A 25564-nucleotide genomic window follows, 5' to 3' on the forward strand; every position below is an offset into this window, starting at 1 on the left:
CTCGCTCCCACAGGGGACCTGGGTGAACACAAATCTTGCAGTCAACCCAAACCCCATGTGGGAACGAGCCTGCTCGCGATAGCGCCGCCACAGGCAACGATGCTCTTCACCCCCCACTCATATTCATGAACCGCACAATCTGCACCTCCCCACCCGGGTCGAAATCGTGGCGCAAGGGTTTGCCGCGCAAGGCGTGTTGCACCGCCTGGATCACTGGCTGGTCCTCCAGCGGATAGCGCCTCAGCAAGCCACGCAGGTCGAGGGAGTTCTCTTGTCCAAGGCACAGCAGCAAGCGCCCTTCAACGGTCATGCGCACCCGATTGCAACTGGCGCAGAAGTTGTGGGTGTTCGGTGAAATGAAGCCGATCCGCGTGTCAGGGTGACGCTCCAGGCGTACATAGCGCGCCGGCCCGCCGCTGCTCTCGGCGCTGTCGAGCAACCGGTGATGACGGGCGATCATGGCCCGGACTTCATCGCTGGAACAGAACGACTCGCCCCGGGAACGCCCTACCTCTCCCAAGGGCATTTCCTCGATGAAGCTGATGTCGATGCGCTGCTCGATGGCGTACTGCACCAACGCGGGCACCTCATCGAAATTGCGCCCCTTCATCACCACGCAGTTGATCTTGATCCGCTCGAACCCGGCCGCCTTCGCCGCTTCGATACCGGCCAGCACCTGGTCGAGGTTGCCGTTACGGGTGATGGCCCGAAAACGCTCGCCGTCCAGGCTGTCGAGGCTGATGTTCATGCGCTTGACGCCAGCATCGGCCAGCGGTTTGGCCAACCGTTCCAGCTGCGAGCCGTTGCTGGTCATCACCAGTTCCCGCAGCCCGGGCAATGCCGCGATATCGCGACACAGCCCGACGATACCCGGGCGGATCAGCGGCTCGCCGCCGGTCAGGCGGATCTTCTTCACCCCCAGGCCAACGAACAGCCGCGCCAACCGCTGGAGCTCTTCCAGGGTCAGTACCTGCTGACGCGGCAGGAAGGTCATGTTCTTCGCCATGCAATACACACAACGAAAATCACAACGGTCGGTCACCGACATCCGCAAATAATCGATCTGGCGCCCAAATCCATCCTGCAGCACAGCGTTCATGAATGCCCCCTGTTCGAGTCGATGCTCACTGCACCAGCGGCGAGTCGGCGCCCTGAAGATGAATGCCGCGAATGTCCGCCGCACCGATCAGGGTTTGCAGGTACTGCACCAGCGCTTTCTGCCAGACGCCCTGCTGCAGCTGGGTGCGGATCGCCGTCGCCACCGCCTCGTAAGGCAACGGCTGGCCGTCGATGCGCTGGTCGATGCTGATCACGTGCCAGCCGTAGCGACTCTCCAGCGGTTTGCCGCACAGTCCCGCCGGCAGGGCAAACAACTGCCGCTCCAGCTCAGGCACGGTCTGGCCCTTGCTGATCTGCCCCAGCGATCCGCCCTGCTCCTTGGACGGACAAGCCGAATACTTCTGGGCCAGCTCGGCGAAGCTGCCCGGGGCCTGGTCGAGTCTTTCCAGCAGCAGCCCGGCCTGGACATGCGCGAGGCTGCGCCCCTCGGCGTCGTCCGGCGCGCATTCGAGCAGAATGTGCCGCACCGCCAGCAACGGTGCGCTGTGAAAGCGCGCCCGGTTGCTTTCGTAGTAACGCAGGCAGGTCGCCTCGTCGCATTGCGGCACCTGCACTTCGCGTTCGAGCAGCAACCGTGTCGCCGCCTCTTCTTCGTTTTCACCGGCACCGACTTGCAGGGACAAGCCCAGCTCGGCGATGCGCTGCTGGAGCAATTCCCGTATCACCAGGGCCCGCGCCGCCTGATAGACCGCATCCTCCCGACTCTGCGCCGGGTGATACTGCAGCTCCTGGGCCATCGCCTGCGGGGTGATCGCCACCCCGTTGACGCTGATAATCGGCCATTCCTGTTCACTGCTGGCGATCAACTGCGGCGGCGCTTCCTCAACCGCCACCGGCTCGAACTGCACCGCCCCAACGGGCGCGACATCCGCCACGGGCGCCGCCTTTGCTGAAGATCCACAGCCGCCGCTGCCGCCGTTACCACCACCACATCCGCATCCACTGGCCATGATCGCCTCCTCAGAATTTCTGCCGAACGATTTGATAACGCCGTCCCAGGTACCAGACCGGCGCGCTGACGATGTGCACCAGACGGGTGAACGGGAACAGCACGAACAGGGTCAGGCCCAGCAGCACATGGAGCTTGTAGACCAGGCCCACCGGGGCCATCGACGTAGCGGCTTCCACCGGACGCAACAGCACGGTGTTCTGCGCCCAGTCGGCCAGCATCACCATCACCGAACCGTCCATGTGGGCGGTGGAGGCAACGATGGTCATCAGCCCCAGCACCAGTTGCACCAGCAAGACCACCAACACCAGAATGTCCGAGGTATTGGACGTAGCGCGCACCCGCGGGTCGCTCAGGCGCCGGTTGAGCAGCATCAGCAAGCCGATCAGGCCCAGTACGCCGAAGAAGCCGCCGGAAACCATCGCCAACAACTGCTTGTTCTCGGTGCTCAGCACATGGTGGTAGATCGCCGACGGCGTCAGCAGGCCAACAAAGTGCCCGGCCAACACGAACAGCACGCCGACGTGGAACAGGTTGCTCGCCACGCGCATGCCGCGCTTGTTCAGCATCTGGCTGGAGCCGGCCTTCCAGGTGTACTGGGACAGGTCAAACCGCGCCCAACTGCCGAGCAGACAAATCGCCAGGGCGACATAGGGGTAGACCCCGAACAACAACAGATCCCACTTAGACATTGCCTACCTCCCCGGCCGGCGCAACGGCCCGCCCTTCATGCTGAAAATCCACCCAGTGCAACGGCACCGCACTTTCTTCCCGGGCCCTGCCCGGCGCGCTCGGCAGCGAACTGCAACGGTCCTGCTGTTCGGCCTTCATGAAATCCACCGCCTCTTCCTCCCAGACCCGGTCCAGGGCTTCGAGGGAGTCGTCCCGTGGCTCGGCCTTCACTTGCTCCCGCAGCTCGGCTACCGCGCCCTGGGGTTCGGCGCCGGCGATTTGCAGCAACGCCCGGAAGCAACTGGCGTAGGCGCTTTCACGCTCATCCAGACGCGCGGCGAGCAAGGCCAACAGGTGCGCGACATCCGCCAGGCCCTCGCGGGCCTCGAGGTCTTCGCGGGTGGAGAGAAACTCCAGATACAACGGGATGTAGTCCGGCAGCTCCTTGACGCCGATGGCGAAGCCGGCCGCTTCGTACTGGGCCATCATGTCCACCATGGCCTGGCCCCGGTCGCGGGACTCGCCATGGACATGTTCGAACAGCAACAGCGACAGCGAACGGCCGCGGCCGAACAACGCGCCGTAGTGCTCCTGGCCGTCCATCAGATCCTTGGCGCAGATCACCTCCAGCAATTCGAACAACCCGGCGCGCTGGTTGGGGCTGATTTCCCGCGCCTGGAGAATCGCTTGCTCCAGCTCGTCACGACCGGCCACCAGGGTCTCGGTCGGGTAGTCGAGCAGCAACGAAATCACCTTGAGAATGCGCATGTTCATTCCTCCCACAACTGCACGGTCTTGATCACGTCACGACGGTTGGCTTTCTTGCCGCCGAACATGTTGGTGTCGGAACTGCCGCTGCAACCGCTGCCGAAGCTGAAGCCGCACCCGGAGCGCTCGGCGAACGCGTCGCTCATGGCGTCTTCGCGGTGAGCACTCGGCACGACGAAACGGTCTTCGTAGTTGGCGATGGCCAGGTAGCGGTACATCTCGTCGACCTGGTTCACGCTCAAGCCGACATCGGCCAGCACTTGCAGGTCTTTCACGCCGTCCACCTGTTCGGAACGCTTGTAGGCACGCATTGCCAGCAGGCGCTTGAGGGCCAGCTTGACGGGCTTTTCATCGCCGGCGGTCAGCAGGTTGGCCAGGTAGCGCAGCGGAATGCGCAGGCTGTCGACGTCCGGGATCACCCCGTTCATGCCCACGGTGCCGGCGGCGGCAGCGTTCTGGATCGGCGACAGTGGCGGCACGTACCAGACCATCGGCAAGGTGCGGTATTCCGGGTGCAGCGGCAGTGCGAGTTTCCAGTCCACGGCCATCTTGTAGACCGGCGAGCGCTGTGCCGAGTCGATCACCGACTGCGGCACGCCATCGGCCAGGGCCTGACGAATCACCGCCGGGTCGTTCGGGTCGAGGAAGATCTCCAGTTGCTTCTCGTACAGGTCCTGTTCGTTGGCGGTGCTCGCCACTTCACTGATGCGGTCGGCGTCATACAGCAGCACGCCGAGGTAGCGAATCCGGCCGACGCAGGTTTCCGCACAGACCGTTGGCATCCCGGCTTCGATGCGCGGATAGCAGAAGATGCACTTTTCCGACTTGCCGCTCTTCCAGTTGAAGTAGATCTTCTTGTACGGGCAGCCGCTGATGCACATGCGCCAGCCGCGACATTTTTCCTGGTCGATCAGGACGATGCCGTCCTCTTCGCGCTTGTAGATCGCGCCGCTCGGGCACGACGCCGCGCACGCAGGGTTCAGGCAGTGCTCGCACAGGCGCGGCAGGTACATCATGAAAGTGTTTTCGTACTCGCCGTAAATGTCCGCCTGGATCTTGTCGAAATTCTTGTCCTTGCGCCGCTTGGCGAACTCGGTGCCGAGGATTTCCTCCCAGTTCGGGCCCCACTCGATCTTCTCCATGCGCTTGCCGGAGACCAGCGAGCGCGGCCGCGCGGTGGGCTGGTGCTCACCCAGGGGCGCGGTGTGCAGGTGCTGGTAGTCGAAGTCGAACGGTTCGTAGTAGTCGTCCAGGCCCGGCAGGTCCGGGTTGGCGAAGATGTTCGCCAACACGCGGAACTTGCCGCCGATGCGCGGGTTGATCGAGCCGTCGGCATTGCGCACCCAGCCGCCCTTCCACTTGTCCTGGTTTTCCCATTCCTTGGGATAGCCGATGCCGGGCTTGGTCTCGACGTTGTTGAACCAGGCGTATTCCATGCCTTCACGGCTGGTCCAGACGTTCTTGCAGGTGATCGAACAGGTGTGGCAACCGATGCATTTGTCCAGGTTCAGGACCATGCCGATCTGTGAACGAATCTTCATTTCAATCTCCTCAATCCAGCTCAGTCGGCAGGGGACGCGGCAGGTCATCGCCGCTGGAACCGTCGAGCCAGTCGACCTTGGCCATCTTGCGCACCACGACGAATTCGTCGCGGTTGCAGCCGACCGTGCCGTAATAGTTGAAGCCGTAGGCCTGCTGGGCGTAGCCACCGATCATGTGGGTGGGCTTGAGCACCACGCGGGTCACCGAGTTGTGGTGGCCACCACGGGTCTTGGTGGTTTCCGAACCGGGCACGTTCACGATCCGTTCCTGGGCGTGGTACATCATCACCATGCCCTCCTTGACCCGCTGGCTGACCACCGCCCGGGCGGTCAGCGCGCCGTTGGCGTTGAAGCACTCGACCCAATCGTTGTCCTCGATGCCGGCGCGCCGGGCGTCGATCTCGGAGAGCCAGATGATCGGCCCGCCACGGCTCAAGGTGAGCATCAACAGGTTGTCGGTGTAGGTGCTGTGGATGCCCCACTTCTGGTGCGGCGTGATCCAGTTGAGGACGATCTCGGGCTCACCGTTGCTGCGCTTGCCCTTCACCCCTTCGATGGTCCGGGTGTTGACCGGTGGCCGGTAACTCATCAGCTGTTCGCCGAACGCCTGCATCCACGGGTGATCCTGGTAGAACTGCTGGCGGCCGGTGATGGTGCGCCAGGGGATCGACTCGTGAACGTTGGTGTAGCCGGCGTTGTAGCTCACGTGATCGTCTTCCAGGCCGGACCAGGTCGGGCTGGAAATGATCTTGCGCGGCTGGGCCTGGATGTCGCGGAAGCGGATCGCTTCGTGTTCCTTGGATACGGCCAGGTGGCTGTGGTCGATGCCGGTGAATTCCGACAGCGCCGCCCAGGCCTTGACCGCGACGTGGCCGTTGGTTTCCGGGGCCAGAGACAGGATCACTTCGGCGGCGTCGATGGCGCTGTCGATTTTTGGCCGGCCCTGGCTGATGCCGGCGTCCACTTCGTGGTGGTTCAGCTCACCGAGGAATTTCACTTCGGTGTCAGTGTTCCAGTTGATGCCCTTGCCGCCGTTGCCGAGCTTCTCGAGCATCGGGCCCAGGGAGGTGAATTGCTTGTAGATGTTCGGGTAGTCGCGCTCCACCACTTGCAGGTTCGGGGCGTTCTTGCCCGGTTGCGGCGCCACCCCGGCGGTTTTCCAGTCGGTGCCGCCAAACGGCTGGGCCAGCTCGCCGACGCTGTCGTGCATCAACGGGACGGTGACCAGGTCCTTCTCGACACCCAGGTGTCCGACCGACATGGCCGAGAACGCCTTGGCAATGCCCTTGTAGATTTCCCAGTCCGAACGCGACTCCCAGGCCGGGTCGATCGCCGCCGACAACGGGTGGATGAAGGGGTGCATGTCCGAGGTGTTCATGTCGTCTTTTTCGTACCAGGTAGCGGTCGGCAAGACGATGTCGGAGTACACGCAGGTCGAGGACATGCGGAAGTCCAGGGTGGTCACCAGGTCGAGTTTGCCGATGGCGCCCTCGTCGACCCATTCGGCCTCGGTCGGCTTGCAGTCGCCGACCTGGCCGATGTCTTCGTTCATCACGCCGTTCCTGGTGCCGAGCAGGTACTTGAGCATGTACTCGTGGCCCTTGCCCGAAGAACCCAACAGGTTGGAGCGCCAGATGAACATGTTGCGCGGGAAGTTCACCGGGTTGTCGGGCTGTTCACAGGCAAAGCGCAGCGACCCGTCCTGCCAGGACTTGACCACGTAGTCCTTGGGCTCCATGCCCGCGGCGGCGGCGTCGCGGCAAATGTGCAATGGGTTGGTGTTGAGCTGCGGCGCGCTGGGCAGCCAGCCGGCGCGTTCGGCGCGGATGTTGTAGTCCAGGGCGTGCTCGGGGAACTGCGACTTGTCTGCCAGGGGCGAGAGCACGTCGTGCATGCTCATCTTCTCGTGGCGCCATTGCGAGCTGTGGCCGTAGAAGAAACTGGTGCCGTTCATCTGCCGCGCAGGACGGTTCCAGTCCAGGCCGAAGGCCAGGGGCAACCAGCCGCACTGCGGGCGGAGTTTTTCCTGGCCGACATAGTGAGCCCAGCCGCCGCCAGTCTGGCCGATGCAACCGCAGAGCATGAGCATGTTGATCAGCCCGCGGTAGTTCATGTCCATGTGGTACCAGTGGTTCATCGCCGCACCGACGATGATCATCGAGCGGCCACGGGTCTTGTCGGCGTTGTCGGCGAATTCGCGGGCGATCTGGATCGCCTTCTCGCGGCTGACACCGGTGATCTGCTCCTGCCAGGCCGGCGTGCCAGGCACCGAGGCGTCGTCGTAGTCCTTGGCCACGTTGGCGCCGCCCAGGCCACGGTCGATCGCCAGGTTGGCCGCCGACAGGTCGAACACGGTGGCGACTTTCGCCACGCTGCCGTCGGCCAGCACCACGCTGTGCACCGGTACCCGACGGAACTGCACCGCGTCACCGGCCACGTGCTGGAAGTGCTCCTGGGTTTCGCCGGCGAAGTACGGGAAAGCCACTTCGGCCACATCGCCGCCGATCAGGCTCAGCTTGAGGTCGATCTCACGCCCCTCGCCGCCTTCACGGGGCAGGATGTTCCACTTGCCCTTCTCACCCCAGCGATAGCCGATGGAGCCTTGGGGCGAGACCAGTTCGCCGGCCGCATCGAGGGCGATGGTTTTCCACTCGGGGTTGTTGTCCTGGCCGAGGTTATCGGTGAGGTCGCCGGCCCGCAGGAAACGGTCCGGCTGGTAGCCCGCGCCCGGCGCCGTGCCGAGCATCGGTTTGAGCATCACCAGCACCGGCAGGTCGGTGTAGCGCTTGGCGTAGTCGGTGAAATAGGCGCTGGGCCTGTCCAGGTGAAATTCCTTGAAGATCACATGGTTGAACGCCTGGGCCAGCGCGGCATCGGTGCCCTGCTTAGGGTTGAGCCACAGGTCGGTGAGCTTGGCGACTTCCGAATAGTCCGGGGTGATTGCCACGGTCTTGGTGCCCTTGTAGCGCACCTCGGTAAAGAAGTGCGCGTCGGGGGTACGGGTCTGCGGGACGTTGGAGCCCCAGGCAATGATGTAGTTGGAGTTGTACCAGTCGGCCGATTCCGGCACGTCGGTCTGCTCGCCCCAGACCATCGGCGAGGCCGGTGGCAAGTCGCAGTACCAGTCGTAGAAGCTCAGGCACACGCCACCGATCAGCGACAGGTAGCGAGCGCCGGCGGCGTAGCTGACCATCGACATGGCCGGGATCGGCGAGAAGCCCACCACCCGGTCAGGGCCGTGTTGCTTGACGGTATAGACGTTGGCGGCGGCGATGATTTCGTTGACTTCTTCCCAGTTGGAACGGATGAAGCCGCCCATGCCGCGCTTGCTTTTATACGAGTCGGCCTTGGCCTTGTTCTCGACGATGCTGGCCCAGGCTTCCACCGGCGGCAGGGTTTGCCGGGCATCACGCCACAGCTTGAGCAATGGCTTGCGCACCTTCGGGTACTTGAGCCGGTTGGCGCTGTAGATGTACCAGCTGTAGCTGGCGCCACGAGGGCAGCCGCGTGGCTCGTGGTTGGGCAGGTCGTTGCGGGTGCGCGGGTAGTCGGTCTGCTGGGTTTCCCAGGTGATCAGGCCGTTCTTGACGTAGATTTTCCACGAGCACGAGCCGGTGCAGTTCACCCCATGGGTGGAGCGCACGATCTTGTCGTACTGCCAGCGGGAACGGTAGACGTTCTCCCAGTCCCGGGACTCCTTGCGAGTCTCGCCATGCCCCTCGGAAAACTCGCCTTGCTTGCGGTTGAAGAACCGCAGTTGATCCAGTAAATGACTCACAGTGTCTTTCCTCTCAGGCTTGCTTCACGGGGTCTGCGCCCCGCCCACGCAACAGGTAATTTCGAATCAGCAAGGTGTCGCGGCGCCCTTGCGCGCATACCACCACCAGGTCACCACGATGCAGCTCAGGTAGAAGCCGACGAACATGTAGAAGGCCATCTCCGGGCCGCCGGTCAGGGCCATCGAAGTGCCGAAGGATTTGGGAATGAAGAACGCGCCGAACGCGCCCATGGCCGAGCTGAAACCCAGCACCGCGGCCGATTCCTTGCCGGCGTTCTTGAGCGCTTGCTCACGCTGCTCGGGCTTTTTGCCCAGGGCGGCTTTTTCGTGAAGGGTGCGGAAGATCACCGGGATCATGCGGAAGGTGGAACCGTTGCCCACCCCGGTGGTGATAAACAGCAACATGAACATTCCCAGGAAACCGTAGAAACTCCCGCCCTGGCCGCCTTGCGGCAGGAAGTGCAGGACACCGAACACCATCGCGATCATCAGCACGAAGTTCCACAGGGTGACTTTCGCGCCACCGAGCTTGTCCGCCAGCCAGCCGCCCAATGGCCGCACCAGGGCACCCACCAGGGGGCCGAGGAAGGCAAACTTGAGGGCGATGACGTCCGGGAACGAGGTCTTGATCAACAGTGGAAACGCGGCGGAGAAACCGATGAACGAGCCGAACGTGGCCAGGTACAACCAGCACATCAGCCAGTTGTGCTTGCGCTTGAAAATCACCGCTTGCTCGCTGAACGACGCACGGGCACTGGACAGATCGTTCATGCCGAACCAGGCAATCAGGGTCACGGCGAGGATGAACGGCACCCAGATGAACCCGGCGTTCTGCAACCACAGCGTGTTGCCATCGGCCAACACCTGCGGCTGGCCGCCCATGAAGCCGAACACTCCGAAGGAAATCACCAGCGGCACACAGAACTGCATCACCGACACGCCGAGGTTGCCCAGGCCGGCGTTCAGGCCCAGAGCGGTGCCCTGCTGGGACTTGGGATAGAAGAAGCTGATGTTGGACATGCTCGAGGCGAAGTTGCCGCCACCAAAGCCGCAGAGCAGTGCGATCAGCACGAACACGCTGTAGGGCGTGGCCGGATCCTGCACGGCGAAGCCCATCCACAGCGCGGGCACCAACAGCGAGGCGGTGCTCAGGGCCGTCCAGCGGCGTCCGCCGAAGATCGGCACCATGAACGAGTAAAACACTCGCAAGGTCGCGCCGGACAGTCCCGGCAGTGCCGCCAGCCAGAACAACTGGTCGGTACTGAAGCTGAAACCGATGGCGTTCAGGCGCACGATCACCGTGCTCCAGACCATCCACACCGCGAAGGCCAGCAGCAGCGCCGGGATCGAGATCCACAGGTTGCGCCGTGCGGTCTGTTTGCCACTGCGACCCCAGAAGGCCGGGTCTTCCGGGCGCCAGTCATGAATGACCGGGCCTTTGTCAGGCGTTTGCAGAACGGACATGTTCTTCTCCTTGGGCAATGCTGGAAAACGGGGATTGGCTGGCAAGTGGTTGTTTGCCCAGCAGCGGGCGCTTGCGGATTTCGCTGAGGTACATCCAGATCAGCGAGACCCAGACCACGCCGTACAGCAACATGAAGCAGGACGAGCGCACGCCGGTGAGGTCCACCAGGGCACCGAACAGGATCGGCAGCACAAAGCCGCCCAGGCCGCCGGCCAGGCCGACGATGCCGGACACCGCGCCCATGTTTTTCGGGTAGTCGTTGGCGATGTACTTGAAGACCGAGGCCTTGCCGAACGCGAAGGCGATGCCCATCACGAACAGCAGCACGGTGAACAGCGTGGCGCTGAGGCCGATGTGAAAGTCGACGATGCCGTTGACGGTGTGCACTTGCAGCTGGGTCTGGGGGTAGGACAGCAGGAACAGGCAGATCCAGCTGACCCACAACACCCACCAGGTCACGCTCTGGGCGCCCCAGCGGTCCGACATCCAGCCACCGACGGCACGCAGCACGCCGCCCGGCAGGGAAAAGCAGGCGGCCAGCAGCGCGGCGCTTTGCAGGCTGAAACCGTATTCCTGCACGTAGTACTTGGTCATCCACAAGGCCAGGGCGACGTAGCCGCCGAACACGATCGAGTAGTACTGGCAGTAGCGCCACACGGCCGGTTCTTTCAAGGCCTTGAGTTGTTCGCGCAGGCTCGCGCCACCGACGCTGCGATGCTCCTTTTTCTCGGCGGTGAGGAACCAGAACAGCAGTGCAGTGATGAACAGGATCGCGCTGAACACCTTCGGCACCAGGTGCCAGGTGCCCAGGGCGATCAGGGCCGGGGCCAGGAACTTAGTGAGCGCGGAACCGGCGTTGCCGGCGCCGAACACACCCATGGCGAAGCCCTGGTTCTGTTTGTCGAACCACTTGGCGACGTAGGCGATACCGACCGAAAACGAACCGCCGGCCAGGCCGACAAACAGGCCCAGCACCAGGAACTGCCAGAACTCGGTCGCCAGGGTGATCAGGTACAGCGGCAATACGCAGGACAGCATCAACAGGAAGAACACGATCCGCCCGCCAAAGCGGTCGGTCAGGATCCCCAGGGGCAGGCGCACCAGCGAACCGGTCAGTACCGGAGTGGCGGCCAGCAGGCCGAATTGGGTCTCGTTGAGGGCGAGCATTTCCTTGATCGGAACGCCCAGCACGGCAAACATCATCCAGACCATGAAGCACACGGTGAAGGCCAGGGTACTCATCCCCAGTACCAGCCCTTGTTGCACTTGCGCTCGCATCACGCTGCACTCCCCTCGATTCGATGAGCGCAGCCTAGTGATGCGAACCCGGTAAAAACTTGACCTGGGTCAACGAGCCCAGGGGCCGTCCTGGCCTATGCTGGGCCCGTCTACCTCCAAGGGGGTAGATCTGGAAATTGATAGAACCCTTTGTTTATCAATCTCTTGAACAAGTTGGCCGAGGCTTTTATCGAAACGGAGCGGCCAACAACTCTTTAGAGGTAGTGCGCCCAGGACGGCTGCAACACCCCTCGTCCGGGACGCTCCATGTCAGGCTTGAACATTTTTTTCCAGGGCCAGCCACGATGATGGGCTGGCTGCGCAGTTCCCTGCCCGCACGCGCCGGGGTCGCGGTGATTCTCATCGCCATCCTCGCCCTGGCCAGCTCCCTGAGCGCCGGGTTGATCGCCTGGTTCAGCCAGGGCGATGCAGCGGCGATCAACACCGCCGGTTCGGTGCGCATGGAGACCTACCACCTCAGTTGGAAACTGGCGGCCGGTGCCACCGGGGACGTCACCCCGATCATCGATAGCCTGCAGCAACGCCTCAATAGCCCTGCCCTTCGCGCCGTGCTGGAAGACGGCCCGACCACCGCCCTGCACCAGAGCTATCGCGACCTCTTGCAACGCTGGAACCAGACGCTGCGCCCTGCCGTCGAGCGCGGCGATTCGGCGTTCTTCCAGGCCAGTGCCGACGCGTTCGTCGAGCAACTGGACCGGTTCGTCACCCTGCTGCAACGCCAGAGCGAGCACAAACAGGGCTGGCAACAGACGATCCAGGGCATGGCGCTGTTCAGCACCATGATCATCCTGCTCATCGGCCTGTACGAATTGCAGTACAGCGTGATCAGCCCCTTGCAAGAGCTGGTGGTCGCGACCCAGCGTTTTCGCCGTGGCGAGTTCCAGGTGCGGGTCAATCATCAGTCCGAGGATGAATTGGGCCAGTTGGCGACCAGCTTCAACACCATGGCCGAAACCATCGAGGAGTCCCATCGCACCCTGGAGAACCAGGTCCGGCAAAAGACGTTGAACCTGCAACAGGCCAATGCCGCCCTGGAGCTGCTGTACCAGAGCAGCCGCAGCCTGGCTACGCGCCAGGCCAATGCCCAAGGCCTGGACGAGTTGATCCAGCGCTTCCAGCAACGGCTGCCGGGCCTGCGCCTGTCGCTGTGCCTGCAAGGACAATTGCAGGCACCCGCGCGACAGCTGCTGGCCATTCACGGCGCCAACAACCGCGAGGTCTGCGCCAGCAGCGATTGCGCCACTTGCCAGAAACATGGTGCTGCGCAACCGCTGACGTTCAGCATCAGCAACCAGGGCAATGAGCTGGGCGAACTCAAGGCGCACTTTGTCGACGGCCACTCGGCACGGCCCTGGGAAACCGCGCTGATCCAGGCCCTGGCCAACCTGATCGGCACCTCACTGTCGCTCAAGCGCCAGCGCGAGCAGGACCATCGCCTGCTGCTGCTCGACGAACGCACGATCATTGCCAGGGAACTGCACGACTCACTGGCCCAGGCCCTGTCCTATATGAAGCTGCAAGTCAGTCGCATGCAGACCCTGATGCGTCGTGGCGAACCGGTGCAGACCCTGGAGACGGTGACCGGGGAATTGCGCGAAGGGCTCAACAACGCCTATCGCCAGTTGCGCGAGTTGCTCACCACCTTCCGCTTGCAGATCCATGACGACGGCCTGGTGGAGGAGCTCAAGGACACCGCCGAAGAGTTCTCCGCCCGTGGGGATTTCCAGGTGCATCTGTTCATCGACACCCTGGCCTTCGAGCTGTCGGCCAGCGAGCAGATCCACATCCTGCAGATCACTCGCGAAGCCTTGTCCAATTGCCTGCGGCATGCCCATGCCGAGAACGCCTGGCTGCAGTTGCGCCAGGAAGGCGAAACGGTCCAGCTGTCGATCGAAGACGATGGCCGTGGGTTCAGCGGTGAGGTGGACCAGCGCGAACACCATGGCCTGAACATCATGAACGAGCGGTCCCGCAGCCTGCGTGGCCGGTTGCAGATTCTCTCCCGAACTCCCCAGGGCACCCGTATCCAGGTGCGCTTCCAACCGGAATTCCTGGGTCAACCCACCGAAGGCCTTGCCACATGAACGCCCCCCTGCGCCACTCCCTGCTACTGGTCGACGACCATCCGATGATGCGTCGCGGGATCCGTCAGATGCTCGAGCTCGAAGACGATCTGCAGATCGTCGGCGAAGCCAGCCATGGCGAAGAAGCCCTGACGCTGATCGAACCGCTCAAGCCCGATCTGGTGCTGCTGGACAACAACATGCCGCAGATGAACGGCATCGAGACCCTGCGTCGGCTGCGGGCCATGCACTACAGCGGCAAGGTGCTGCTGTTCACCGTGTCCGACGCCGAGGACGACATCCGCGATGCCCTGCGCCTGGACGCCAATGGCTACCTGCTCAAGGACATGGAACCCGAATTGCTGATCCAGTACATCCGCGACGCCCTCGGCGGGGCCCTGGTGATCAGTCCCGGCCTGACCCGCGTCATGGCCCAGGCCCTGCGCTCGCCACCGCGCCAGCCCGAAGTGGAACTGACCGAACGCGAACGCCAGGTACTCAAGACCATCGCCAGCGGCTACAGCAACAAGGTCATCGGGCACAAACTGGGCATCACCGAAGGCACGGTCAAGGTCCACGTCAAGAACCTCCTGCACAAACTCGGCTTGCGCTCGCGGGTCGAGGCGGCGGTCTGGGCGATGGAGCATTTGCGCGGAGCCGGCTGAATCAGCTCCCACCTAGTGCTTGCAGGCAGTGTGTCTGACACAGATCCCCTGTGGGAGCGAGCCCTGCTCGCGATGGCGTCAGCACAGCCAACATCCCGGCAAGCAGACACACCGTTTTCGCGAGCAAGCCCGCTCCCACAGTAGTTTCTGGTACCGGCTAGCTCTGCGTCCGACACAAGTCCCTGTGGGAGCCGGGCTTGCCCGCGATGGCGTCAGTACAGCCAACATCCCGCCAGCTGACCCACCGCTATCGCGAGCAAGCCCGCTCCCACAGTAGTTTCTGGTGCCGGCTAGCTCTGCGTCCGACACAAATCCCTGTGGGAGCCGGGCTTGCCCGCGATGGCGTCAGTACAGCCAACATACCCGCCAGCTGACCCACCGCTATCGCGAGCAGGCTCGCTCCCACAGTGGTTCCTGGTGTCTGCTGGCTTTGTGTCTGGCACAGATCCCCTGTGGGAGCGAGCCCTGCTCGCGATTGCGTCAGCACAGCCAACATCCCGGCAAGCAGACACACCGTTTTCGCGAGCAAGCCCGCTCCCACATCTATGGTTACCCCCTTTTCTGCAATACTGTCTTTGATGCGTGTTTGGCTTGCTTTCATCTATCCGGCGTCTGGGTGGGGAATTGCGTCCCCCGCGCCTTGATGAGAATTCGATGCCCGACGATCCTGATTAGTTGAACGGCCTTGCAGCCGTGTGGGAGCCCAGGGTTTTCGTCAGGCCGGTTAGCCGTTCATGTCATCTGTTATCCAGCATCGCAAAACCAGGTAGGTGGTGCTCGGGTAATAGCGGGGTCAGGCGTTCATCGCGCTTGGCCCTGCATCGAATACCGTATGGTTTGCCGCAATTGACCAAGCGATCCTGGCTAACTTGTTGGCCAGTGCGCAGACCACAAGGTTGCGGTGACGGTGGCTGGCCAGGAGCTTGCGAACCCAATCGGCCAGCTTCCCTTCCTGTCGATCCAGCCTGTTCACATACGTCTGGGCACACTGGACGAACAGGCGCCTTTGATTTCGATCGCCACGCTTGCTGATGCCCAAAAGTACCGTCCGTCCGCCCGTTGAGTGTTGTTTGGGGACCAGTCCAATTGACGCTGAGAAGTCTCGACCACATTTGAACTGCTTACCGTCGCCCACTTCGGCAGCCAGGACGCTGGAGGTGATCGGACCCACGCACGGCATTGTCATCAGGCGGGAGGCCAGATCATCTCCAGCGGCCTGGCAGTCGACCTCCTTGTCTAACGCCTTGATACGCAGATTGAGGTAGAGGTAATGCTCGTACAAGTCCGCCAGGAGTTTGCGGATGAGCCCATGAAATGAACTTGCCTCCAACAGGGCTGGTATGTCCTTGAGCGATTTGTAGCCTGGAGTCAGGCTGACGCCGACTTCCAGAAACGCTGCATGGATCCGATTGACGGTCGCCGTGCGATCCTTAATGAACGAGTCGCGCACCGAGTTGAGCATCGCCAAAGCCTGCTGAGCTTGGTTTTTAACCGGTACAAAGCGCATCGTGGGACGACTGGCGGCCTCGCAGATTGCCTCGGCATCGGCGAAATCGTTTTTGTTGCTTTTCACATAAGGACGTACGAGATGAGGCGCTATCAGTTTGGGAGAATGCCCAAACTTGGCGACTTCTTGCGCCATGAAATGGGCCCCACCACAGGCTTCCATCACGACGATGCACGGTTCGAGATTTGCTAGATGCTGGAGGAGCTCCACTCGCTTAAACTTTTTGCGCAGAAGTGGATGCCCCTGATCATCTTGCTCATGTACGTGAAAGGTGAGCTTTCCAAGGTCGATGGCGACAACGGCTACTTTGTTCATGACGGCGGTCTCCGGTAGATCCCCCTGTGAAAGCTTAGTGGGCGTTCACAGGGGGCAGCGGGGGTAGCCATCTCATTAGTAGTTTCTGGTGCCGGCTAGCTCTGCGTCCGACACAAATCCCTGTGGGAGCCGGGCTTGCCCGCGATAGCGTCAGTACAGCCAACATCCCGGCAAGCTGCCCCACCGCTATCGCGAGCAGGCTCGCTCCCACAGTGGTTCCTGGTGTTTGCTGGCTCTGCGTCCGACACAAATCCCTGTGGGAGCCGGGCTTGCCCGCGATGGCGTCAGTACAGCCAACATCCCCGCCAGCTGACCCACCGCTATCGCGAGCAAGCCCGCTCCCACAGTGGTTCCTGGCGTCTGCTGGTTTTGTGTCTGGCACTGACCACATTTTGGGGTTTGAGAGGTAGTGCACGACCCCCATCCCTCTTCCGAGGTAGGCCTGCCGAGGCATAGGCCGGCGGCGCGTGGGGTTCTACCATGACGGCACGCGGAGGTACGCCATGCTGACTCACCCTTCCATCGTTCTAATGTTGCGTCGTCACCACTTGTTCAGCCACTTGCCGGAGCGCGTCTTCGAAGACGTGTGCAACCTGGCCGTGCTCAAGCGCCTGGAGTGCAACAGCACACTCATGCACCAGGGCGACCCGGCCAGGCGGTTTTTCCTGTTGATCAGCGGTCAGGTCAAGCTGTTCCGGGTCACTGGCGAGGGCCAGGAGAACCTGGTGGAGATCATCCAGCCCGGCCAGACCTTCGCCGAGGCGCTGCTGTTCAGCCAGGCCCGTTGCTATCCGGTAAGCGCGGCAGCGCTCAAGGACAGCGTGCTGGTGAGTATCGAAGGCACCCATTATCGCAAGGCCCTGGAAGACCAACCCAAGGTCTGCCTGGCGATTCTGGCGAGCATCAGCATGCACTTGCACCAACGCCTCAAGGACATCGATAACCTGACCCTGGCCAGCGCCAGCCGGCGTGTCATCAATTTCCTGTTGCAGGAGCGCGATCCCCGCAACGGCCAGGTGGTGCTGCAAGTGTCCAAGCGCCTGGTGGCCTCCAAGCTGGGTATCCAGCCGGAAACCTTCTCGCGCATTCTCCATCGCCTGGTGGACGGCGGCCTGATCGCCATGGAGCGGCGCAACATTCGCATCCTGGCCGAGGAGGCGCTGGTGGATTACCAGCAATAGCACCGCATTGTGGTGATCGCAGGACTCACAGGATAGGAGCGGCCCCTCTAATCTGCGCTTGGCCCCCTGACAATCGGTACGAGGTACTCGAACAAGGCATCCCCCTCGTCTTCCGTGCAATCGACCCCATACCGCTTGCGCAAGCCCAACTGGCTCAGGACCACAGGCACATCCGCCTTCAACCCGTGTTGCTGCAAACAGCCCTGCACGCATTGCAAGGGGCAGCCGTCCAGCGCAATGATCCGCCGTCCCGAGCGGGCCTTGTTGACCAGCACCGCGACGTGCCCGCCCACCCCGACGATGCAGGACATCTCGGCCAGGCCTGCGCGGTCCAGGCGCAGGGCGACGGTATTGGCCAGTTGCGCGACGTTGGAGCAGCCGGAGCAGGAGTACACCAGGGGCAAATCATCAAGTGCCTTCATCTCATCCCACCGTCGCCAGGCCTTTCCCCGCCCGCTCCAGGTTGCGCCACAACCAGGGTGGCAACACGTCCGGATCGAGGCTGTCGATCAGGTTCTTCAGTGCCAACCCCAGCTCAGTATCGCCTTCGATGACCAGCCGCCGTCGGAAGAACAGCGTATCGGGGTCTTCCTGACGACTGGCGAGCAACAGGAACTCACGCCAGTTGCCGCTGATGGTGACCTGGGCTTCGGCCCGTTCGGCGATGCGCAGGCCCTCACGCCCCAGCGTCAGGTACCAGCGCAAGCCCAGGTCAGGCACCCGCAGGCACAGCCAGCGGTCACGCAGTACATCGAACCCGCCATCGTGCAGCGGTTCGGCCAGGCACCGATTGAGCGCCTGCTGCAACACCAGTCGCTGCACCGCGAACGGTACCTTGCCGATCAGCGGCAGCACGCGGTCGGCGCCTTTGAGCATCCACTTCTTCGGACTCAGCACAGCCCCGCCTCCTCTACCTTCAGCATGCCGGCATGGCCGTGCCAGTAGCCGTTACACCCTTCCACAAACAGTGGCGGCGTCTCGCCCTGGCGGACCCGGTCGAAAGCCTTGACCACCTCCGCCATGCCCTGGGCCCGAGGACTCAGGCGCAGCACGTCGGCACCGCATGCCTTCAAGGCGCTGTAATCGGCCAGCAAGTTGCTCACCTCGCCGGACATGGTCTGGATGCCATTGAGGGTGAACAATTGCTGGCCTTCCTGGCTGCTCAACGCCAGGCCGTCGGGGTAGTTGATGCAACAGAACTGGCAGTCGTCCTTGGGCCGGTTTTCAGCCCGGGCGGTGAAGCAACGCGCCGAGTAGGCCAGGGGCAGATGACCATAGGCGAAGATTTCCACCTCGGGTACCTCGCGATCCATTTCCCGCACTTGCTCCAGTACATCGCTGATCAGCGCCGCCGAACACTCCACCGGCGGCACCCAGCGGATCATGCCGCTGTCGAGCAACTGCGCCAGGGCGTGACCGTTGTACAGGTTCAGGGCCGGCCCACCGACAAAGGGCAGTTTGCGCTCGGCCAGCACTTGCACGGCGCCCATGTCGTTGGCCTCCACCAGCAATTGGCCGTTGTCGCACAGGCGACGCAACGTGGAAAACTCCGAGGCCGCCTCGATCAGCGTCAGGCTCGACAGCACGATCTGGGCCTGGCTGCACGCCTGTAGTTCCCGCGCCAACCCCAGCCATTGGTCCAGGGAAAAGGCCCGGCGCTTGGAGCACACCGTCTCCCCCAGGTAGATCACATCCAGCGGCAAGGCCGACATCTCGGCGTAGAAATTTCCCAGTTGTGTTTTGTCCCAGTAGAACAGGACCGGTCCCAGGCTGAGTTTCATCTGGCCCTCCTCATTGCCATGATCGATGGTAGGCACCCAGGGTGGTCTGGCTGCCTTCGGACAGACCGGCCAGCACCTGGCGCCATTCTTCGCGCACGCGGAAACGCTGCGGCGCGGCCCGGTGTGTATCCAGCGCGGCGCGCCAGACCCGGGTCACTTGTTCCACGTAGGCCGGGCTACGCTGGCGGCCTTCGATTTTCACCGCCTCGACGCCGATGGCCGTCAGTTCCGGCAGCAGGTCCAGGGTGTCCAGGCTGGTGGGCTCTTCCAGTGCATGGAAGCGCTTGCCGCCCACCAGGAAGCGGCCTTTGCACAGGGTCGGGTAACCGGCCGATTCCTGTGGGGTGTAGCGGTCGATCAGCACTTCGCTCAAACGGGCACTCAGCCCCTCGGCATCTTCGCTCCAGCGCACGGCCTTCGCCGGCGAGCAGACGCCACAGAGGTTCGGCGACTCACCAGTAATGTAGGAGGACAAGTGACAGCGGCCCTCGGCCATGATGCACAGGCTGCCGAAACCGAAGACCTCGATGGGCACCGGACTGCCTGCCGCCACCTGCCGGACCTGGGCCAGGGACAGCACCCGAGGCAACACGGCACGCCGGATGCCATAGCGTTGGGCGTAGAACGCCAGGGCGGCGGCGTGGGTCGCCGAGCCCTGGACGGACAGGTGCAGCGCCAGGTCAGGATGACGCTGGCTGGCGTAGCCGAGCACACCGGGGTCGGCGGCGATCAGGGCGTCCACGCCGAAATCGGCGGCACGATCCACCGCCCGTTGCCAGCGTTCCCACCCCTTGGGTTGCGGGTAGGTGTTGACGGCGACATAGAGCTTGCGTTGATGCTGGCGGATGTGCGCGACAGCCGCGTCGAACTGTTTGTCGTCCATGTTCAGCCCGGCGAAATGCCGGGCATTGGTGTCATCGCGAAAGCCGACATAGACGGCATCGGCGCCTTGGCGCACCGCCGCTTTGAGGGCAGGCAGATTCCCTGCCGGGCAAACCAGTTGCATGGGGCATCCTCGTGAGAAAACCTGGGGCGCCGCCAGTCTAGCCAGCCGTCAGCCGGTGACCTTGACGGCAGTCAATTGCCGTCAAGACATCAGCTCGGCGAACGGCAAGTACATCACCCGGTCGTGCTTGTGCACCTGCGCCTCGCGCCCTACCACCGCCAGTCCATCGGCCCAGCAGGCGGCGGTCAACATGGCCGAGCTTTGCTGAGGGTGCGGCACCACACACAGATGACCTTCGGCGTCCGGCACCAGTCGGGCCCGCAGGTACTGGCGGCGACGGTTGCGCTGCAACCAGTCGAAACCGGCCGGCACATGCAAGGGCACGGGCAGCACCTGATCCATGCCCTGGGCGCGGAACAGGAACGGACGCACCACCACCAGCGCCGTGATCAGCGCCGCCGACGGGTTACCCGGCAATCCGAGCCAGGGCGTGCCGGCCACGTCGCCGAAGGCCAGGGGTTTGCCCGGCTGTATCGCCAGGCGCCAGAGGTCGATGCTGCCGAGACGCTCAATGGCTTGCTTGAGATGGTCTTCCTCGCCCACGGATACACCGCCGGAGGTCAGCAGTACGTCACAGTCGGCGGCGGCCAGGCTCAGTGCCTGCTGGCTGGCCTGGAGTCGATCGGGCATGACGCCGAAGTCATGCACCTCGAAACCCCAACCACGCAACAACGCGGCGATGCTGCGGCGATTGCTGTTATAGATCTGCCCTGGCGCCAATGGCTCGCCCGGTTCACGCAGTTCGTCGCCGCTGCTGAGCAAGACAACCCGCAAGGGACGATAAACCTCCACCGAGGCGATCCCGGCGCCGGCCAGCAGTCCCAGCTCCTGGGCCCGCAAGCGAGTACCGGCCTTGAACAATCGTTCGCCTCGGCGCAGCTCTTCACCCTCCTTGCGCACATGCTCCCCTTGCCTGGCCGACGATACCCAGACCCGCCCGCCCTCCTCCCGGCAGCTCTCCTGGGGCACCACGGTGTCGGCACCCGGCGGCAATGGCGCGCCGGTAAAAATCCGTACCGCCTGCCCTTCCCGCAACGGCTCACCCGGCCCGTCGCCGGCGGCGATTCGTCCGCTCAACGCCAGGTATCCCCCGGCGGGAGACAGATCGACGGCCCGCAGGGCGTAACCGTCCATGGCGCTGTTGTCCCAGGCAGGCAGGTTCATGGGGCACAGGACATCGGCAGCCAATACACGGCCCAGGGCCTGGTCCAGGCCAGTCCGCTGGATCGGCGGTGGCGGCGGCGCCTGGTCGAGCAGGTGACGGATGGCCTCATCCACCGGCATCAACGTACCGCTGTCGCACGCCGATCCACATCCGCGGCCGCTCATGAGCGCGTCTCGCAGGCCACCGGCACAACGTCCGCCTGGGGCTTGAGATGAGGAGTGAAATTGCATGGCCCGGTGCGACTGTCCAACTGCCCGGCCAGGATCTGTTCCCAACCGGTCCGGCAAGCGCCCGGCGACCCCGGCAGACAGCACACCAGCACGCCATTGCTCATGCCGGCCAGTGCGCGGGATTGCAGGCTGGACATGCCGATCTCAGCCAGCGAAACCTGACGGAACAATTCGCCAAAGCCATCCACCTGCTTGTCCAGCAAGGGCGCCACTGCTTGTGGCGTGTTATCGCGGGCGGTGAAACCGGTGCCGCCGGTCATCAATACCACTTGCACCGTTGGGTCGGCGATCCACTGGGAGACCTGGGCGCGGATCTGGTAGATATCGTCTTTCACCAGCCCCCGGTCGATCAGTACGTGACCGGCTGTTTGCAGCAGATCGACGAGCGTCTGGCCGGAGGTGTCGGTATCGAAGCTGCGGGTATCGCTGATGGTGAGCACCGCAATGTTCAGCGGTTGAAATTGGCGTTGCGTCAGATGGGCCATGATCAGCCGTCCTGTCAGAGAAGATGGCCCAGCCTGAACCGCATTCGGTGCCGGGCCTATTCCTCCGTGGAGGTACCTCCCCTGGCGCTCAGGGCGCCAGACGGCTGCGCTGCCACCCGCCGTCCTGCCGGCGATAGTCGAGACGGTCATGCAAGCGATCGGCGCGGCCCTGCCAGAACTCCAGTCGCTCCGGTTGCAGGCAATAGCCGCCCCACTGGCCGGGGCGCGGCACCGGTTGGTCGGCGAAACGTTGTTCGGCATATGCCAGCAAGCTTTCCAGCGCGGCGCGATTGTCCAGCGGTTGGCTTTGCGGCGACGCCCAGGCCCCGAGCTGGCTGGCCAGCGGGCGTGAGTTGAAATAGGCATCCGACAGTGTGGGATCGAGTCGGCGAACCTGTCCTTCGATGCGCACCTGACGCTCCAGGCCCGGCCAGAAGAACGTCATCGCCGCCCAGGGATTGATTGCCAGATCCTGGCCCTTGCCGCTGCCGTAATTGCCGAAGAACGTGAAGCCGTCTTCGCCAAAGCCCTTGAGTAACAACACCCGGGCATGGGGGCGGCCCTGCTCGTCCACTGTCGCCAGGACCATGCTGTTGGCCTCGACCGGAGGGTTTTCGGTTTCCCGGGCCTGTCGCATCCATAGCCCGAACAGCGCCAGCGGATCGTCGGGGGTATGGGCTTCGTCCAGGCCATCGCGGGTGTATTGGCGGCGCATGTCTGCCAGGGACAGGGGCATGAGGGTGATCTCCACAAGGGTTTTACCCAGTGTGGGTGCTACGAGGCGGACCGGCCTTGATCGTTGTCAATGCCGATCCCTGCGGTGATCTTACCGACGCTATCGCGAGCAGGCTCGCTCGGGGTTGTCGGACCTGTGGGCGCCTCTCGCGAAAGCGGCCGATCAGACACCGCCTGACTCAGTCACCGGGGCGCTGGCGGAAACTCACCGCCAGCCGGTTCCAGCTGTTGATGGTGCTGATCGCCATCGTCAGGTCCACCATCTCCTCCTCGCTGAAGCAGGCACGGGCCTGGGCATAGACATCGTCCGGTACCTGGCTCTGGGCCAACAGCGTCACCGCTTCGGTCCAAGCCAGGGCGGCGCGTTCGCGGTCAGTAAAAAAGCCGCTGTCGCGCCATACGGCCACCGCGAACAGACGCCGTTCGGTTTCACCCAAGCGTCGTGCATCCACCGAGTGCATGTCGGTGCAGAAGGCACAGCCATTGAGTTGCGAGGCGCGGATCTTGATCAGGTGCAGCAACGCCGGTTCGATACTCAGGCGGCTGGTCAACGCTTCCAGGCCAATCATCGCTTTCATCGCCCCAGGGGACGCACTGTAGTAATCCAGACGCTGGCTCATGTCGGGCTCCGTGACAGGGATCTCTTCACGGTAGAACCTCAAGGCCGTCGACGACAGGTCCAATTGCTCGAAAAAACCAGGGCCACTGCGCGCCAGACCAATCTGCCGGATTTCCTCCACGCAACTTCTATCCGAATGCACAATGCAGGTAATCTTGCAGCTTTGACGCTGCCGCCAGGCGATTGTCCGGGAGCCCGCGGGTATGGAACTTCATGTCGTCATCAAAGGCCGCAAGGACCTGACAAGTCAGTTGTACCAACAGTTGCGCGACGCAATCGAAAGCGGTCGCCTGGCTGCCGGCACGCAACTGCCGCCCAGCCGCCTGCTCGCCGAACAGTTGGGCGTTTCACGCAAGACCGTTTCCGACACCTACGCCCAACTGACCTACGAGAACTTCCTGACCGGCGTCATCGGCAAGGGTACCTACGTCAATGCGCGGCCGGCCAGGATCGTGCGCAAACAAAACCACCGGGAGCTGGCCGGGGCCGACGTCGTCGAGGCCTGGCGGAACATGCCGGACCTGCTGCGCCATCCCACGCCCGAAAGCGCATTGCGTTATGACTTCATCGGCGGCGCCACCGGCAAGGGGCAGTTTCCCCTGGACGACTGGCGTCGCTGCACCGCCCATGCCCTGCGCCAGATCGCCAACGCCAAGGGCCTCTACAGCCAGCCCGGGGGCCTGCCGGCACTGCGCAATGCCATAGCCCGGCACATCGCGTTTTCCCGGGGGGTCAACTGTCAGGACGATGACGTGGTGGTGTGCAACGGTGCGCAACAGGCCCTGGATCTGATTTCACGGGTGTTGACCCGGTCCGGCAGCCTGGTGGCGATGGAAGATCCGGGGTATCCACCGGCACGATTGCTGTTCGGCTCCCACGGCGCCACGGTGGTCGGGGTGCCGGTGGATGACCAGGGCATGCGGGTGGACCAGATCCCCGACGGCACACGGCTGATCTATGTCACGCCCTCCCACCAGTTTCCCCTGGGCATGCCCATGAGCCAGGCCCGGCGCGAGGCTCTGCTGGCGCGGGCCTATGAGCTCGGCGCGATCATCATCGAAGACGATTACGACAGCGAGTTCCGTTACGAAGGCCGGCCCGCCGACTCGCTGCAGAGCATGGACGAACGCGGCATAGTGGCGTACGTCGGGACCTTCTCCAAGACCCTGCTGCCGGAGTTGCGGCTCGGCTACGCCATCCTGCCGCCGGCGATTCTCGAAGCGGTGATCCTGGCCAAGCGTCTCACCGACCAGCACACCTCCACCCTGCCCCAATGGGCGCTGGCCAAGTTCATCGCCGAAGGCTGCCTGCTCAAGCACATCCGTCGCTGCCACGCCTTGTATGCCGGACGTCGCGAGCGGATCCTGGCGCGCATGGCCGGGGATCTGTCGCCCTGGTTCGAAGCCGTGCCCACCACCGCCGGCTTTCATCTGGCGGTGTTGTGCAAAGTACCGATCGATCTGCCGCTGGTGATCGAGCTGGCGAGAAAAGTCGAGGTCGGGCTGTACAGCCTTGAGGGCTTCTTCAACGAAGCGCCGCCGCGGCCGGGCCTGTTCTTCGGTTTTGGCGCCATCGAAGTCCTGGACATCGATATCGCCCTGGATCGCTTGCGGGACATCCTGCAGCAGGTCGCCTGAGCGATTGGACTGCCCGCTTATCCGCCCATTGGCTGTTTGATGTTCACCGATGCAGGCCTATCCTGCATCGGTGTCGTTGATTGTGAACATTCCGTCCGACTTGATTCAGGAGCCTGAACAATGTCTCGCCAAGTGATCAATACCGTACAGGTGCAAGCCGCCGCCGGTCGCTCGGAAGAACTGGGCCGACAGCTGCGGCAAATCGTCGAAACCCTGCGCACCCAGCCCGGCTGCGACGCCTACATGGTCGACCGGTGCCCGGTGGACGGCGACCGCTGGACCGTCAGCGCCCGCTGGCAATCGGAAGCGGCCATGCAGGCCCACTTCAACTGCCCCGAAGTGCAGGGGTTTATCGGCCTGATCGACAACCGCCTGGCCCGAAGCGTGGATTTCAATAGTTTCCCGATTGTCTGAACTGCCCGCACTCCTGAGCCGGCCCCAAATATTCTTGACGGCGCCTATCTGGCGAGTGCTGCGCACTCGAGCGGGGATAAATCCCCTCGCCACAAGATCACCGGCAGCTTGTCATGGATCGGTAGGCCAATTGGTCTACCGGCCTTCCGAAAGATTGGACGTTTGCTTGC

22 protein-coding genes are annotated in these 25564 nt (G+C 63.3%); 5 read left to right on the forward strand and 17 right to left on the reverse strand.

The annotated features are described in order from the left end of the window. Positions 1-106: 106 nt before the first annotated feature. The 8 genes from moaA to LOY35_RS15480 form a co-directional block, all read right to left on the reverse strand. Entirely contained in the window at positions 107-1099 is a 993-nt protein-coding gene (gene moaA / locus LOY35_RS15445; RefSeq protein ID WP_258624500.1) for a GTP 3',8-cyclase MoaA, read from the reverse strand. Between the two features lie 25 nt (positions 1100-1124). Continuing rightward, positions 1125-2069: a peptidylprolyl isomerase gene (locus LOY35_RS15450; RefSeq protein WP_258624501.1), complete on the reverse strand. Its 945-nt coding sequence runs from the start codon at positions 2067-2069 to the stop codon at positions 1125-1127. Between the two features lie 10 nt (positions 2070-2079). Next, on the reverse strand, positions 2080-2760 hold the full coding sequence (gene narI / locus LOY35_RS15455) for a respiratory nitrate reductase subunit gamma (protein ID WP_258624504.1): 681 nt from the start codon (positions 2758-2760) through the stop codon (positions 2080-2082). Next, the gene (gene narJ / locus LOY35_RS15460) at positions 2753-3508 is read right to left on the reverse strand and encodes a nitrate reductase molybdenum cofactor assembly chaperone (protein WP_258624507.1); all 756 of its coding nucleotides are present in this window, start codon (positions 3506-3508) and stop codon (positions 2753-2755) included. Before narJ ends, narI begins: the two co-directional genes overlap by 8 nt. Positions 3509-3510: 2 nt before the next feature. Further along, positions 3511-5049 (reverse strand): nitrate reductase subunit beta, encoded by a 1539-nt coding sequence (gene narH / locus LOY35_RS15465; RefSeq protein ID WP_258624513.1) that lies wholly within the window; start codon positions 5047-5049, stop codon positions 3511-3513. 10 nt (positions 5050-5059) lie between these two features. Continuing rightward, the gene (locus LOY35_RS15470) at positions 5060-8827 is read right to left on the reverse strand and encodes a nitrate reductase subunit alpha (protein WP_258624515.1); all 3768 of its coding nucleotides are present in this window, start codon (positions 8825-8827) and stop codon (positions 5060-5062) included. A gap of 66 nt (positions 8828-8893) precedes the next feature. Next, positions 8894-10291, reverse strand: a complete 1398-nt coding sequence (locus LOY35_RS15475) for a NarK family nitrate/nitrite MFS transporter (protein ID WP_258624518.1) — start codon at positions 10289-10291, stop codon at positions 8894-8896. Beyond that, positions 10269-11570, reverse strand: coding sequence for a nitrate/nitrite transporter (locus tag LOY35_RS15480; protein ID WP_408981257.1), 1302 nt, complete (start codon positions 11568-11570; stop codon positions 10269-10271). The genes LOY35_RS15475 and LOY35_RS15480 overlap by 23 nt, the downstream gene beginning before the upstream one ends. A gap of 305 nt (positions 11571-11875) precedes the next feature. On the opposite strand from LOY35_RS15480, the gene LOY35_RS15485 reads away from it, so the two are divergent. Both LOY35_RS15485 and narL read left to right on the forward strand, forming a co-directional pair. Further along, positions 11876-13675, forward strand: coding sequence for a HAMP domain-containing protein (locus LOY35_RS15485; RefSeq protein ID WP_258624521.1), 1800 nt, complete (start codon positions 11876-11878; stop codon positions 13673-13675). After that, positions 13672-14319 (forward strand): two-component system response regulator NarL, encoded by a 648-nt coding sequence (gene narL, locus LOY35_RS15490; RefSeq protein WP_258624522.1) that lies wholly within the window; start codon positions 13672-13674, stop codon positions 14317-14319. Before LOY35_RS15485 ends, narL begins: the two co-directional genes overlap by 4 nt. A gap of 793 nt (positions 14320-15112) precedes the next feature. On the opposite strand, the gene LOY35_RS15495 is transcribed toward narL, so the two are convergent. Then, a complete protein-coding gene (locus tag LOY35_RS15495; protein WP_258624523.1) occupies positions 15113-16141 on the reverse strand; it encodes an IS110 family transposase in 1029 nt (342 codons plus the stop codon). Between the two features lie 503 nt (positions 16142-16644). Here LOY35_RS15495 and LOY35_RS15500 point away from each other — a divergent pair. Beyond that, positions 16645-17322 carry a Crp/Fnr family transcriptional regulator gene (locus tag LOY35_RS15500; RefSeq protein WP_258624524.1) on the forward strand — a complete coding sequence of 226 codons (678 nt, stop codon included), beginning with the start codon at positions 16645-16647 and terminating at the stop codon, positions 17320-17322. A gap of 47 nt (positions 17323-17369) precedes the next feature. Here LOY35_RS15500 and LOY35_RS15505 read toward each other — a convergent pair whose 3' ends face one another. The 8 genes from LOY35_RS15505 to LOY35_RS15540 form a co-directional block, all read right to left on the reverse strand. Next, positions 17370-17744: a putative zinc-binding protein gene (locus LOY35_RS15505; protein WP_258624525.1), complete on the reverse strand. Its 375-nt coding sequence runs from the start codon at positions 17742-17744 to the stop codon at positions 17370-17372. A gap of 1 nt (position 17745) precedes the next feature. Then, entirely contained in the window at positions 17746-18219 is a 474-nt protein-coding gene (locus tag LOY35_RS15510) for an SCP2 domain-containing protein (RefSeq protein WP_258624526.1), read from the reverse strand. Further along, positions 18213-19103, reverse strand: a complete 891-nt coding sequence (locus tag LOY35_RS15515) for a U32 family peptidase (RefSeq protein WP_258624527.1) — start codon at positions 19101-19103, stop codon at positions 18213-18215. The genes LOY35_RS15510 and LOY35_RS15515 overlap by 7 nt, the downstream gene beginning before the upstream one ends. 10 nt (positions 19104-19113) lie before the next feature. After that, positions 19114-20109, reverse strand: a complete 996-nt coding sequence (locus LOY35_RS15520; protein WP_258624528.1) for a peptidase U32 family protein — start codon at positions 20107-20109, stop codon at positions 19114-19116. An 81-nt stretch (positions 20110-20190) separates the two neighbouring features. After that, positions 20191-21438 carry a gephyrin-like molybdotransferase Glp gene (glp, locus tag LOY35_RS15525; RefSeq protein ID WP_258624529.1) on the reverse strand — a complete coding sequence of 416 codons (1248 nt, stop codon included), beginning with the start codon at positions 21436-21438 and terminating at the stop codon, positions 20191-20193. Beyond that, entirely contained in the window at positions 21435-21989 is a 555-nt protein-coding gene (gene moaB, locus LOY35_RS15530) for a molybdenum cofactor biosynthesis protein B (protein WP_258624532.1), read from the reverse strand. Before moaB ends, glp begins: the two co-directional genes overlap by 4 nt. An 88-nt stretch (positions 21990-22077) precedes the next feature. Continuing rightward, a complete protein-coding gene (pdxH, locus tag LOY35_RS15535) occupies positions 22078-22725 on the reverse strand; it encodes a pyridoxamine 5'-phosphate oxidase (protein ID WP_258624535.1) in 648 nt (215 codons plus the stop codon). Between the two features lie 178 nt (positions 22726-22903). Beyond that, complete coding sequence (locus LOY35_RS15540) at positions 22904-23344, reverse strand: carboxymuconolactone decarboxylase family protein (RefSeq protein WP_258624540.1); 441 nt, start codon at positions 23342-23344, stop codon at positions 22904-22906. 202 nt (positions 23345-23546) lie between these two features. Here LOY35_RS15540 and LOY35_RS15545 point away from each other — a divergent pair, with 202 nt between their 5' ends. Next, on the forward strand, positions 23547-24980 hold the full coding sequence (locus LOY35_RS15545) for a PLP-dependent aminotransferase family protein (protein WP_258624541.1): 1434 nt from the start codon (positions 23547-23549) through the stop codon (positions 24978-24980). Positions 24981-25100: 120 nt separating this feature from the next. Further along, complete coding sequence (locus LOY35_RS15550) at positions 25101-25394, forward strand: antibiotic biosynthesis monooxygenase family protein (protein WP_258624542.1); 294 nt, start codon at positions 25101-25103, stop codon at positions 25392-25394. The last annotated feature ends 170 nt before the right edge of the window (positions 25395-25564 follow it).

Source organism: Pseudomonas sp. B21-028, assembly GCF_024749045.1.
In the GTDB taxonomy this organism is placed as follows: domain Bacteria; phylum Pseudomonadota; class Gammaproteobacteria; order Pseudomonadales; family Pseudomonadaceae; genus Aquipseudomonas.

Bases quoted from the DNA above. Each gene is read 5' to 3' on its own strand.
- moaA (WP_258624500.1), bottom strand. From the start codon at position 1,099: ATGAACGCTGTGCTGCAGGATGGATTTGGGCGCCAGATCGATTATTTG.
- LOY35_RS15450 (WP_258624501.1), bottom strand. From the start codon at position 2,069: ATGGCCAGTGGATGCGGATGTGGTGGTGGTAACGGCGGCAGCGGCGGC.
- narI (WP_258624504.1), bottom strand. From the start codon at position 2,760: ATGTCTAAGTGGGATCTGTTGTTGTTCGGGGTCTACCCCTATGTCGCC.
- narJ (WP_258624507.1), bottom strand. From the start codon at position 3,508: ATGCGCATTCTCAAGGTGATTTCGTTGCTGCTCGACTACCCGACCGAG.
- narH (WP_258624513.1), bottom strand. From the start codon at position 5,049: ATGAAGATTCGTTCACAGATCGGCATGGTCCTGAACCTGGACAAATGC.
- LOY35_RS15475 (WP_258624518.1), bottom strand. From the start codon at position 10,291: ATGTCCGTTCTGCAAACGCCTGACAAAGGCCCGGTCATTCATGACTGG.
- LOY35_RS15480 (WP_408981257.1), bottom strand. From the start codon at position 11,570: ATGCGAGCGCAAGTGCAACAAGGGCTGGTACTGGGGATGAGTACCCTG.
- LOY35_RS15485 (WP_258624521.1), top strand. From the start codon at position 11,876: ATGATGGGCTGGCTGCGCAGTTCCCTGCCCGCACGCGCCGGGGTCGCG.
- narL (WP_258624522.1), top strand. From the start codon at position 13,672: ATGAACGCCCCCCTGCGCCACTCCCTGCTACTGGTCGACGACCATCCG.
- LOY35_RS15495 (WP_258624523.1), bottom strand. From the start codon at position 16,141: ATGAACAAAGTAGCCGTTGTCGCCATCGACCTTGGAAAGCTCACCTTT.
- LOY35_RS15500 (WP_258624524.1), top strand. From the start codon at position 16,645: ATGCTGACTCACCCTTCCATCGTTCTAATGTTGCGTCGTCACCACTTG.
- LOY35_RS15505 (WP_258624525.1), bottom strand. From the start codon at position 17,744: ATGAAGGCACTTGATGATTTGCCCCTGGTGTACTCCTGCTCCGGCTGC.
- LOY35_RS15515 (WP_258624527.1), bottom strand. From the start codon at position 19,103: ATGAAACTCAGCCTGGGACCGGTCCTGTTCTACTGGGACAAAACACAA.
- LOY35_RS15520 (WP_258624528.1), bottom strand. From the start codon at position 20,109: ATGCAACTGGTTTGCCCGGCAGGGAATCTGCCTGCCCTCAAAGCGGCG.
- glp (WP_258624529.1), bottom strand. From the start codon at position 21,438: ATGAGCGGCCGCGGATGTGGATCGGCGTGCGACAGCGGTACGTTGATG.
- moaB (WP_258624532.1), bottom strand. From the start codon at position 21,989: ATGGCCCATCTGACGCAACGCCAATTTCAACCGCTGAACATTGCGGTG.
- pdxH (WP_258624535.1), bottom strand. From the start codon at position 22,725: ATGCCCCTGTCCCTGGCAGACATGCGCCGCCAATACACCCGCGATGGC.
- LOY35_RS15540 (WP_258624540.1), bottom strand. From the start codon at position 23,344: ATGAGCCAGCGTCTGGATTACTACAGTGCGTCCCCTGGGGCGATGAAA.
- LOY35_RS15545 (WP_258624541.1), top strand. From the start codon at position 23,547: ATGGAACTTCATGTCGTCATCAAAGGCCGCAAGGACCTGACAAGTCAG.
- LOY35_RS15550 (WP_258624542.1), top strand. From the start codon at position 25,101: ATGTCTCGCCAAGTGATCAATACCGTACAGGTGCAAGCCGCCGCCGGT.